Annotated in this window: 1 pseudogene; it reads right to left on the bottom strand. The window is 52.1% G+C overall.

Annotated features, from left to right (window positions below):
* Positions 1-318 precede the first annotated feature (318 nt).
* Positions 319-13,206: pseudogene (locus PDUR_RS10835) on the bottom strand (SDR family NAD(P)-dependent oxidoreductase); the annotation flags it as partial.
* Between the last annotated feature and the right edge of the window lie 281 nt (positions 13,207-13,487).

Here is a 13,487-nt window from a genome sequence, read left to right as displayed (position 1 = left end):
TTTTACATTTTTACTTACAAAAGTAGATAATTTACGCATAATGGTAGATTGGCGATGTATAACTCGACAGAACAGGTTCAATATTCTGCTCTAATTTAGTATATTTTCCTTTATTTTAAAAAATATATGAAAGAAGATGAGCGATCGTGTCGTTGCTAACCATTCGGAGGACTCGAACGGTTGCTTGATATGAAGCGCTCAAAATATATGTCCACAAACAGGCCTCAGCCAGATTTGAAAAGAAGCGACCCCAAGTTCATAAGGGAGTCGCTTCTTTTCAAATGAATTTAATAAAATATCTTTATTTATCCGTCTTACTTAGCGGTCTTTCCTGGAACTTTTTCCTTTATTTATTTTCGTTTTGAAGGATTTCATAAATTTTTCATTCATGCCTTCCCCTGAATACAATTGTTTGCAAAATGCAGCAATTTTGTCGTAGGCATTCTTTTCCGATAAGAGCATCATATGGTTGGAGCTATCCACATCAATTATGTGCAAACCCGGTATTTGCTGCTCCCACACTTCCCAATATGCCTTGTTGTTGATCTCAATACGATCATCTTCTGTTACAAAATAAGGCTCCAATTCACCAAAAAATTGTCCATTTTTATTACGGAAATAGTAACATGTAACGGCTTCCCGGTTGGGAAGCGGAAGCACCTCATACTGATCTGCCTGATATGCCTGCTGAACTTTGACACATTGTTCAATCAGCTCTTGAAGACGGGACTCGCTTTTGGATAACCCCCGTGTTTTAGCAATAGCGATCAACTCCTTGAGAAACACTTCATTTTCCAGTTCAAGATTGACATCATCCCGATGAATCAGTGTGTCTGGTACTTTCTCGGGGGTTTGCAGTATGGTTGACAACAGGGACATATTCACCGATTGAAAAATAAATCCCTTATCCGATGATGTCATCTCGTCCGAGTCTGACAAGTGCAGCGAATCCAGCATAACAATGCTGTTCACAACCTCACCTTTTAGTTGCAGCTGCCTGGAAACCTCGTAAGCGATCAGCCCTCCCAATGAATAGCCGCCTAAATCGTAAGGACCGTCCGGCTGAACGATCTGAATTAAATGCAAATAATACATTGCCATGCTTTGGATGCCGTGTAGCGGAGAACGGTCGGTCATCCAGCCTCTTGCCTGAATGCCGTAGAAAGGTCTTTGACTCTGCGAAGCAATGACTTGATAACCCTCGACCCCTCCTAGAGCTGCATGGAACCAAAATACCGGTCTGCCTTCTATCCCTTCGTTTAACCTAATGAGCTCAGGAAACTGCAGCCATGCCTGGGCTGTAGTCTTTTTTGGCAAGATCGCTCCCTTCTCCTCTATACTGTTTAGAGGAAAGTTCTTTTTTGCTCCGGTATAGCCAAGCTTTGAGGAAAGCGCAGAAACGATATCCATAATCGTTACACAACCTTGCAAGTCAACGGCATTAACTTCAGGACTGATTTGGGTCTGAAACCGCTGAACCATTTGCATAAAAACGATGGAATCCATGCCGTATTCCACCAGCGGAGTACGCATATTCATTTCCTCCCGGCAAAGTCCAAGGAGGTTCGTGACAATGGCAATGATTCCTTCGTCATTTCTTATTGGCTGGTCAGCAGGCGATGAACCTTTTGCAGCAACGGGAAGCTTTTCTTGCAGCGTCTCAATCCAGCACCGCCGTTTTTCAAATGGATACCCAGGAAGTGAAATGAGTTCCGCCCGTTCTCCTCCATGTATAGCTTCCCAGGATACTTTCCCTCCTTTAGCCCAGTACAGAGCTACTTTATCAAGACAGTTGTCGGCAATGAGCGCCTGGAGGATTTTTTCACCGGTAGGACCCGATAACAATTCTTGAACAACTGCATCCTCCTCCTGCACTTGGCCTTTAAATACAGGAATAGTATTGGATAGTACCGATCCTTCTTTCTCGGATTTCAAATAATCCTTTAAGCCTGCTATAAACTCGTCTTTGTTGTTGACAACCAGAGCCAGACGAAACGGCAAAGCTTCACGTCCTGTTTGCAGTGTGTATGCTATATCCGATAATGATAGCTCCGTTTGCAAAATGGCTGTGTTTAGCATTTGCTGCACAACCGCCTGCAAACGTTCCCGCTGATGAGCGGACAGGACGATGATTTGAGCAGATTCAGCTTTGGGACACTCTTTGGCTTTGGAAGAGACTAGGCAATATTCTTCAATGACGACATGGGCGTTCGTTCCGCTTATTCCCGTTGTACTCACGGCACCCAATCTGGGTTTGTTGTCTTGTGTCTGCCACGGCTTATTTTCTTGGTTGAATACAAACGGGCTGCTGCTCATATCAATATAGCGGTTGGGCTGTTCGTAGAGGTGCAGCGCTGGCAGAGTTTTGTGCTTCATAGCCATTAACAAGACAATCAGACTGACTAGCCCCGAAGCAGCAAAGGTATGTCCAATTAAGGGTTTAACCGAGCCCACCGTACAATACCCGGCTAGATCTGTATGCGGACCAAAAGCTTCAGCCAGTGCCTGCATCTCAATAGCATCCCCAATTTTAGATCCGACACTTTGCGCCATAATCAACTGAATCTCTTCAGGCTTAATTTGGTACTTCTTATAAATTCTCTTCATCAAATCGGCCTGGGCTTCCGGATTCGGAGCTGTCAGTCCATTCGTTTTTCCGCTGTAGTTTACCCCGCTCCCTTTAATGCTGCCGTAAATACGGTCTCCATCTTTTATTGCTTGCGACAATGGCTTAAGGAACACAGCTGTTACAGCTTCCCCGGGAACCAAACCGTTAGCTCGTTCATCAAAAACCCGGCATTGCCCATCAGGTGATAGCATCCCGGCCTTGGCTAATCCAGCATGCAGCATGGATGATAAAATTAAGCTGACCGCTCCGGCCAGAGCGATCTGGCACTCCCCATTTCTCAAGGCTTGACAAGCCTGATGTAGAGCAACAAGACCTGAAGAGCACGCAGCGGTGATTGCCATATTGGGCCCTTTCAAATCAAGTGCATACGCAATCCGAGCAGCCAGCGTCGCATTTTGATTGCCATTAATGGAACCATGCTCGCCTGCCAAATAACCATATTCGCCCTCCTCTACACCGACATACACACCACAGTTCTGTCCACGAATCCGGTCACCCATGTATCCTGCATCTTCAAAGGCATGCCAGGCCTCCTCCAAAAATAAGCGCTGCCTCGGATCCATCATTGATGCTTCATTCGGGGAAATTTGAAAAAACAAAGGATCAAACCGGTCGATATCCGATATATAACCGCCCCAATCAGGAACCTTGCGGTCTTCGGAATCCTGATCATTTGCATGGATGCCCCACCGATTACGCGGTATCTTTGAGATGCATGATGTGCCTGTCTGTATATTTCCCCATAGTTGTTCAATCGTGGTGGCCTGAGGGAATTTCCCGCTCATTCCAATGATCGCAATGGACTCCTCATTCGTCTTGTACGCGGGAATACCGGGAAATCTTGTTCCTAAACGAGCCTGTGTGTATGTTGGTTTTGGAACAGCGGGCTGTTCTTCCTCTCCGGGAACTCGGACTGAAGCTTCCTCAGCATAGAAAGCCGTAAGATCATTCGGATACGTCTGGACAAGATAAAGCGTAAGCTTGTTTAAGGTCGAATGTCCGAAAAATACCGCCGGCGTCAGCTCAATCCCGTAATGACGGCTCAACACCAATGCAAACTCCGTCAAGCTGATGGAGTCAAAACCGAATTCAGCCAGGTTCTCTTCCGGGTCGATCAGATCCTTCTTCAGCTTCAAAGTCCGGCCTGCCAGTTCCTTCAGCTCCCACTGCACACACTCGGTCAGGCTTTTCCCCCGCAGTTCCGGCCGCCTCCGTTCCGGTTTCTTGTCCTTCCGGGGCGCTTGCTGCGCTTCCTTCACCGGTTCCGGACCGGCTGTTATGCCCAGAAAACGATGAACCCGGCTCGGCTGGCCTGCCATAACCAACTGCTGCGCGTGCGGCTCCCTCATGATTTTCTCGAACAGCCCCACCCCTTCGTCCTTCTCCAGAAAACGCTGGCCGCTCGTTTTTAAATACATGCCGGAGCCTTCCTCTTCTCCTGCCCCCATACCGCCTTCTCGCCACAGCGGCCAGTTAATCGCCACTGTCCGGATGCTCCCCTCACGACTCTGCTCCTGCGCGTATGCCATCTGGAATCGGTTGGCCACCGCATAGTCGCATGAACCGAAGTCTCCCAGCAGGGCCGATGAAGACGAAAAGTAACATCGAAACGCCAGCGGCTCTGCACGCAGCGCCTCTTCCAGCACCAGCGTCCCTTGGATTTTCGGACTCAGTACCCGCTCGAAATCCGCCGCCTTCTTCGCCAGCACACTGACACGGCTTTCGACACCGGCCGCATGCACAAGCCCATAAATGGCTCCAAACCGCTCCTTCGCGCCCCGCAGTCCTTCTTCGACTTGCGCCGCTTCACTCACGTCCGCCTGCACGTACATGCTCCGGCTGCCCGCTGCCTCCAGTTCTTCCAGCGTCTTCTGCTTTGCTGAATCCAGCGCAGAGCGGCCCATCAAAATCAGGTTCACCCCACGCGGAGCCCAGGCTCTTGCAAAGACAAGCCCTAATCCGCCCAGTCCCCCGGTTATCAGGTAGGTCCCCCCGGTCTTCAAGCCGTAGCTGTCCGGGAGTGGCTCCGCCGCAGGAGAAACCGGGCGGATTAGGCTGACCTTCCGCTGACCGTTCTCATAACGGACGCTTTGCGGCTGGCTTGTGTGCAGCTCGTTCCACAGCAAATCCGGCCAGAGCGACCAAGCCGCTTCTCCGGCAGGCTGTGCTTGAGCTTGACGGCTGATCACGGTAAGCCGCGTCTGGGGTAGAATTAAGCCTAGCGAGCGTTCAAAACCGATCCAAGCATCCAGGTAACACCGCTCGATGCCTTCGGTGTATTCCCCCGCCAACAGGACCCGGTCCGGTTTCACTTGCTCAGCCGCCATCGCCTGTAGCATCTGGACGATGGTGCCCGGCTCACGCAGGCAGCGCGGATCTTCCAGCGGCCACAAATATAGCACTACGTCCACCTTTTCGTGCTCCTGGCGAATACAGCGGAATGCGGTTTGGCATGCTTCGCCAGCCGCTGCATGGATCCCGTCCTGTTCCGGCGCCGGCTGCGCGATGAAAGCCACCTGCGTCTGTGGACTCCGCCGTGCCAGCATGGTCCGCAGAGCCTCCTGGTTCTCACGGCCGGACAGCAGGCATACCAGCGTCTTGACCTCTGTCTGAACCTGTGGCGCATCGTTTGCTTCCTCCCACACTTCCTCAAAGGTCATCAGCCTGGTGGCTTCCGTCCGGTTCGGCTCTGCTGCTGCCGCAACCTGAGCACCAAGCTCTTGCTGTTCTTCTTCACGCAGCTGCAATCCGTCAATGCAGAAGCAGATTTGGCCGGCATCATCACACAGCGTGATATCGAACTTCCGCGTCTTTTCGTATGCATGGCTCTCTGCTAGTTCTGTCGTATCTTCTCGGGTGCGAATCCAGGCCCAAACGGCTTGCCCGCCGCTTAAGATGTCAAGCGACTCCAGTGCGACCAGTTTGCTCGATGCTGTTGTTTTGGTTTCCGCAGCAGCATGAAATCGGCTAGGTGTACCGTTAGTAACGTCCGCTGCTGCCTGTATCGCCGCATCCAATAATTGCGGATCAAGCACTAGACCCTGCGGTTTCAAGGCCGCGTCGGATCGCGGCAGCTTCACCAGGGCCTCTCCGGCTCCCAGGTAATACTGTTCCATTGGCCAATGGGGGCTTTTCTGTGTGTGTCCCTGGATATGTCCTTGCTCAGCAGCAGGCTCTATCCGTCTGCATCGCTCCATAATTTGGGCCACATTCAGAGGCTGTTCCTCCTTCTGTGCTGCCGCATCAAGGAAGGCAGATCCTTGACTCCATACCACCTCTTCGCCGACTGTCTCCGTCCGGCTGAACAATTCGTACCTCAGCGTCCCGTCTTCTTCCGGATACAGGCCGATATGCACCTGAAGCGGCTCTTTTGCCACCACGGCAGGATTGACCCACTTGATATCCCTAAGCTGCATCTTCACCGGAACATTTATGTCCGTCTCAGCTCCCTGGACGGCGAGCTGCACCGCCGCACGTGCCATCTCCAGATGGGCCGCATCGGGCAGTTGCTTGCTGTCCAATCCCTTACTGCCTCTAAGAAACGTTTCCATTCCGGTGAATGTCGAGCTGTACCGCTGCTCATTTAAATCAGACGTGTTCCGGTGTACCAGCGGATGCAATTTTGTTGTTGTCGTGCTTTCTCCGAAAGCACCCCTTTCTTTTGCTTCAATCAACGGCACCCAGTACCGCTCCCGTGCAAACGGGTAGGTCGGCAGGCTGATCCGGGACGGCTTGTCGTCTCCATACATAACCGCCCAATCCATCGTAAATCCCGTGGTCCAAAGCTCCAGTACTTTGCCGTACTTTCCCCGTTGCAGCCACTTGCTGACGACCTCCTGCATCTCTTCGTCACTGGTCAAAGACAACAGCGCATCTTTGCCGCGTTTCACTTGCCCCCGGTAGAGTCCCCCGCCTTCTCCGTTTTCTTCTTTCCCCTCCACAAACAGACTCAGTCTGGCCTTCAGTTCCTCCATCGTTCCCGCCAGTATTCCCAGACGCTCCTCCATTGCTTCCCGTCCCACCTGCAAGGTGTATGCGATGTCTTCCATATCGCTGTTCTCATACTTGCCCTGACGAACTGCTTCCAGCAGCTGCCGTGCCTGTTCCTTCAACCGCTCTCCATTCTTTGCCGACAACACGATCATTGCCGGCCGTTCCGGTGTAACCCCCCCTTCTTTCGTCTTCTTTACGCTCCGATTCCCCCTGTACTCTTCAATAATGATATGCGCGTTCACTCCGCCAAAGCCAAACGAGCTCACACCTGCCCTTCTCGGCATCTCCTTCCCGTTCTCGTCTGTTATCGTTTTCCACTCCCGGGTTTCCCATACCAGATAGAACGGGCTGCCTTCCAACTGGATATAGGGATTGAGGGTATCCAAATGCAGGTTAGGAACCAGCTTCTTGTACTTCATCTGCAGCAACACCTTAATGACACCTGCGATTCCCGCCGCCATTTCCAAATGCCCGATATTCGTTTTGACCGAGCCCAGTCCGCAGTGGGCTTCCTTAACCCGCTCATCCCCGGTCGCCTGATAGAGCTCCCGGAACGACGCCTTCAGCCCGTTCACTTCAATTGGGTCGCCCAATGGTGTCCCCGTTCCGTGGGTCTCAATATAACCAACGGTTCTCGGGTCGATGCCCGCCTTCCGGTATGCATGAGACAACAGCTCGGCCTGCGCTTTAGGATTTGGCGCCGTCAGCGAGTTTGCCCGGCCACCATGGTTTTCGTTCGTTCCGCGAATCAGCCCATAGATATGGTCCCCTGCCTGCTCCGCATCCTTCAGCCGTTTAATCATCAGCATCCCGGCACCTTCACTGCGTACATAACCGTTAGCCTGCTCCGAAAAGGTTCTGCATCGCCCGTCCTCGCTCAACATGCCAGCCTTGTTCAGGCTGATATGTCCCTCCGGGGTTAGGATGGTATTGATTCCGCCGACAATCGCTGCATCACAATCCCCATTCTTCATCGCTGTAACTGCCCGATGGATGGCGACCAGGGAACTGGAACAAGCCGTCTCAATCGGTTCGCTTGGCCCATGCACATTCAGGAAATAACTCATCCGGTTTGGACCTACCGACGGCACAATTCCGGTCGAGGTATATCCTTCAATCGTTAGGCTTGACCGCGCGATCAGATTGCTGTAGCCTGTGCCTGACGTCCCCACGAACAAGCCCAGCTTGCTTCCGGACAGGCTTTGCGCCGAGTATCCTGCATCCTCAATCGTTTTCCATACATAAAGCATCAGCAGCCGCTGCTGCGGGTCCATCAACTCCGCTTCTCTTGGAGAAATACCGAAGAAACCGGGGTCGAACTCATCCACGCCTTCAATGAAACCGCCCCATTTGATGTTGGTCTTGTTCGCTTCCTTCAGCGGATCGCCGTAATGGGCTCTCCAGTCCCACCGGGACGGCGGAATCTCCGAAATGCAGTCCCGTCCCTCCAACAGGTTCTTCCACAACTCTTCCGTATTGGCAGCCATCGGGAAGATCCCGCTCATACCGACGATCGCAACGGCTTCCTGTTCGGAGCCGTCCGTTCGGTTTTCTTGGGCATGTAAAGATGAAAATCCCGCAAAACGGTTGTTTTTCGTTGCCAGTGACGCCTCCCGGGCTTTTGTTGGCACTGGTTTGGTGATAGTTTCCTGAGCCTGTACCAAACGTTCTTTCTCTGAAAAACGCTCTGTAAACACGTGTCGGTATGTTCTGATCACATACTCGGTAAACTCTTGCAGCGTTGGATACTCAAAGAACAGTGCAGGTGTCAGGTTCATTTGGTAATCCCGGTTGAGCGTATTCGTCAGTTCCGTCAGCATGATCGAATCGAGACCATACTCGCCTAATTCCACATCAGCTTCAATTTCTTCTGCGTTGACCTTAAGCAGCTCCGCTATATATGCAGCCATGAACTTCCTGACTTTATCTGTCAACCAGTCTGTTTCCGCGTTCTCGGTTTGCACACCTGACTGATGCAAAGAAATCGTTTGGAATTTGGTCGAAAGAAAATTGTGACGCAGCTTAGGCAGATCACCCTCCGCTACCAGCACCTGGCTGCTGCTGCTTGCCAGTCCGCGGTACAACGCTTCAAGGCCTGCCTCAGTCCGCAGCGGGCGCAAGCCCGTCTGCTCCAGGAATCTGCGCTGATGCACCTCACTCATCTGCATGCCGCCAGCTTCCCACAGCGGCCAATTCACCGATAGCGTTCGTCCCCTACGTTCGCCCGCCTTCACCAGATCGTTCCGGTGTTGCGCATACCGGTCCATGAAGGCATTAGCGGCCGCATAGTCCGCTTGGCCGATGTTGCCTGTGACTCCCGCACCGGACGAAAACAGGATTAGCAGGTCCAGCTCCTCTTCCCGGCTCGCTTCATCCAAATTCACTGTGCCCGTCACTTTCGACGCCAGCACTTCCTTCCACTCGTCCACCGTTTTATTTCGAATCAGACTGTCCCTTGTCACTCCGGCACTATGCAGAATTCCGTTCACCCGGCCGTATAACTGGCTGATGCGTTTCATCACGTCCTTCACTGCTCCCGCATCCGCAACATCTACCGGCTCATAGATCACCCGGGCCGACAGCCGCTCCAGCTCCCGACGGACAGCCTCCGGCAGACTGGCCGATCTCCCGGTCAAAATCAGTGTGGTCCCCTGTGCCCGGCGGGTAATTTCCTCTGCGAATATCCGGCCCAGGCCGCCTCCACCGCCTGTAATGACATACACCCCTCCATCCTTCCATGGGTGCCGATGGCCCTGTCCCGCTTGCGGTTTCACTTCTTTTGTGCTCGCATTTACATCTCCCTCTAAAATTGCCTTTCTATATATATTTGCATTTAAAATTTTATTTTCATTCTCATTTGTATTCTCAATTGTATTTGATTCCTTTTGTTCACCTTCTGTTTCGTATTCCCTCCATCCGGCACGCTGCAGTCGCCCGCCTATAATACGTAGGTGTGTCTCTTCCGGATGCTCTGCACAGGCCTGAAGCTGCTCCGCCATTGTATCCGCTGCTGTCCCGGCTTCTATCTCAATCAGTTGACCAGTTAACTGCGGATTCTCCAGCCGCGCCGTCCGCAGCAGCCCAACCAGACCTGCTACTAGTTGAGACTCCCCACTTCCCGATGTCACAACCTGGAGCAGGTTTATTCCATCATGATGCTTCTTCATTTGCTCTCTAATCTCTTCAAAAACGGCCATCGCATAAGCCTCAAACCGATGCGTAATGTCCCCAGCAGCCCCCAGCCGGACACAGTGCGGCTTAAACAAGCCTGCCGGACTTAATTCCGCGATTCCTTCTGCCACTGACTCGCAAAGCAGCACCCGATGTTCGTGATATACAGGCAGCCCCAACCCGTCGGCGTATTCCTCTAGGTCTTGCCAATCCGGCTCAAGCAGCAGCAAACCTTCACATGCTTCAGATGCACACAGTGTAACTCCCCTCATCCAGACGCAGACATGACCCGCTTCATTAACCAGGGCGATGTCCAGTCCCTGCATGTTCTCAGGTAAGTCATGGCCTGTGTAATTCTCAGTGCTCATGTTATAACGTATCCAGGCCCATTCAATTTGTCCTCCGCTTAGAAGCTCGAGTGATTTCATTGCAACAAGCCCGTTGGCTTCAGCTGTTTCTCTTTCCGAAAAGGCTCCAAATTCCTCGTTTGCCGTATCCACTCCCATCTGTATCACTGCATTCAGCAATTCCGGATGAAGCAGCATATCCGTTCGCTCCAACATTATGTTGGATGACGCCAGTTTCACCAGAACTTCCCCGTATCCCCAATAACACTGTTGAATGACCCCTAAGAGCCTCGTGGATGTATCCCCTTTAGCTTCAAACTGCTCACGAGCATATCTCCTCCGGGTACATCGGTTCATCAGCTCTGTCAAATCCAGAGAAGTTGAGTCCTTCTCTGGACGCAGAGTCGGCAACGCAAGACCCTGGCTAAAAATCTCCGAATTGCCTGTCCCCGTTTCACCGTAAATTTCGTAGATTAAAGTCCCGTCTTCTTTCGGATACAGGCCGATATGCACCTGAAGCGGCTCTTTTGCCACCACGGCAGGATTGACCCACTTGATATCCCTAAGCTGCATCTTCACCGGAACATTTATGTCCGTCTCAGCTCCCTGGACGGCGAGCTGCACCGCCGCACGTGCCATCTCCAGATGGGCCGCATCGGGCAGTTGCTTGCTGTCCAATCCCTTACTGCCTCTAAGAAACGTTTCCATTCCGGTGAATGTCGAGCTGTACCGCTGCTCATTTAAATCAGACGTGTTCCGGTGTACCAGCGGATGCAATTTTGTTGTTGTCGTGCTTTCTCCGAAAGCACCCCTTTCTTTTGCTTCAATCAACGGCACCCAGTACCGCTCCCGTGCAAACGGGTAGGTCGGCAGGCTGATCCGGGACGGCTTGTCGTCTCCATACATAACCGCCCAATCCATCGTAAATCCCGTGGTCCAAAGCTCCAGTACTTTGCCGTACTTTCCCCGTTGCAGCCACTTGCTGACGACCTCCTGCATCTCTTCGTCACTGGTCAAAGACAACAGCGCATCTTTGCCGCGTTTCACTTGCCCCCGGTAGAGTCCCCCGCCTTCTCCGTTTTCTTCTTTCCCCTCCACAAACAGACTCAGTCTGGCCTTCAGTTCCTCCATCGTTCCCGCCAGTATTCCCAGACGCTCCTCCATTGCTTCCCGTCCCACCTGCAAGGTGTATGCGATGTCTTCCATATCGCTGTTCTCATACTTGCCCTGACGAACTGCTTCCAGCAGCTGCCGTGCCTGTTCCTTCAACCGCTCTCCATTCTTTGCCGACAACACGATCATTGCCGGCCGTTCCGGTGTAACCCCCCCTTCTTTCGTCTTCTTTACGCTCCGATTCCCCCTGTACTCTTCAATAATGATATGCGCGTTCACTCCGCCAAAGCCAAACGAGCTCACACCTGCCCTTCTCGGCATCTCCTTCCCGTTCTCGTCTGTTATCGTTTTCCACTCCCGGGTTTCCCATACCAGATAGAACGGGCTGCCTTCCAACTGGATATAGGGATTGAGGGTATCCAAATGCAGGTTAGGAACCAGCTTCTTGTACTTCATCTGCAGCAACACCTTAATGACACCTGCGATTCCCGCCGCCATTTCCAAATGCCCGATATTCGTTTTGACCGAGCCCAGTCCGCAGTGGGCTTCCTTAACCCGCTCATCCCCGGTCGCCTGATAGAGCTCCCGGAACGACGCCTTCAGCCCGTTCACTTCAATTGGGTCGCCCAATGGTGTCCCCGTTCCGTGGGTCTCAATATAACCAACGGTTCTCGGGTCGATGCCCGCCTTCCGGTATGCATGAGACAACAGCTCGGCCTGCGCTTTAGGATTTGGCGCCGTCAGCGAGTTTGCCCGGCCACCATGGTTTTCGTTCGTTCCGCGAATCAGCCCATAGATATGGTCCCCTGCCTGCTCCGCATCCTTCAGCCGTTTAATCATCAGCATCCCGGCACCTTCACTGCGTACATAACCGTTAGCCTGCTCCGAAAAGGTTCTGCATCGCCCGTCCTCGCTCAACATGCCAGCCTTGTTCAGGCTGATATGTCCCTCCGGGGTTAGGATGGTATTGATTCCGCCGACAATCGCTGCATCACAATCCCCATTCTTCATCGCTGTAACTGCCCGATGGATGGCGACCAGGGAACTGGAACAAGCCGTCTCAATCGGTTCGCTTGGCCCATGCACATTCAGGAAATAACTCATCCGGTTTGGACCTACCGACGGCACAATTCCGGTCGAGGTATATCCTTCAATCGTTAGGCTTGACCGCGCGATCAGATTGCTGTAGCCTGTGCCTGACGTCCCCACGAACAAGCCCAGCTTGCTTCCGGACAGGCTTTGCGCCGAGTATCCTGCATCCTCAATCGTTTTCCATACATAAAGCATCAGCAGCCGCTGCTGCGGGTCCATCAACTCCGCTTCTCTTGGAGAAATACCGAAGAAACCGGGGTCGAACTCATCCACGCCTTCAATGAAACCGCCCCATTTGATGTTGGTCTTGTTCGCTTCCTTCAGCGGATCGCCGTAATGGGCTCTCCAGTCCCACCGGGACGGCGGAATCTCCGAAATGCAGTCCCGTCCCTCCAACAGGTTCTTCCACAACTCTTCCGTATTGGCAGCCATTGGGAAGATCCCGCTCATACCGACGATCGCAATGGCTTCCTGTTCGGAGCCGTCCGTTCGGTTTTCTTGGGCATGTAAAGATGAAAATCTCGCAAAACGGTTGTGTTTCGTTGCCAGTGACGCCTCCCGGGCTTTTGTTGACACCGGTTTGGTGATAGTTTCCTGAGCCTGTACCAAACGTTCTTTCTCTGAAAAACGCTCTGTAAACACGTGTCGGTATGTTCTGATCACATACTCGGTAAACTCTTGCAGCGTTGGATACTCAAAGAACAGTGCAGGTGTCAGGTTCATTTGGTAATCCCGGTTGAGCGTATTCGTCAGTTCCGTCAGCATGATCGAATCGAGACCATACTCGCCTAATTCCACATCAGCTTCAATTTCTTCTGCGTTGACCTTCAAAAGACCGGAAACAGCCTCTACGATAGTTGCCAGTACCTTGTCAAATAAAGATTTGTCTATTTGGTTCCCGCTCTTACGTTCAGAGTTGTTCTGAATTTTAACTGTTCGTGACATAAGAGAGGTTAGTTGACTGACAGCATCATGTTGATTTATTTTATGCGCCTTAATATCCTTGTACATTTGATATAGGTCGTCTTTCATCCGATCAACTCCCTGTGCTTAAATGATGCATCCTAAGCCGGCCATGCTTATATATTGAACTGGCATAGACAAACATGGCCGCTTGAGTGCGGTACAGCTGGATTTTGTCC

The organism is Paenibacillus durus, from assembly GCF_000756615.1.
Taxonomy (GTDB): domain Bacteria; phylum Bacillota; class Bacilli; order Paenibacillales; family Paenibacillaceae; genus Paenibacillus_AQ; species Paenibacillus_AQ durus.
Note: the sequence above shows the minus strand (reverse complement) of the source record. Positions and strands in the feature narration are given on the sequence as shown.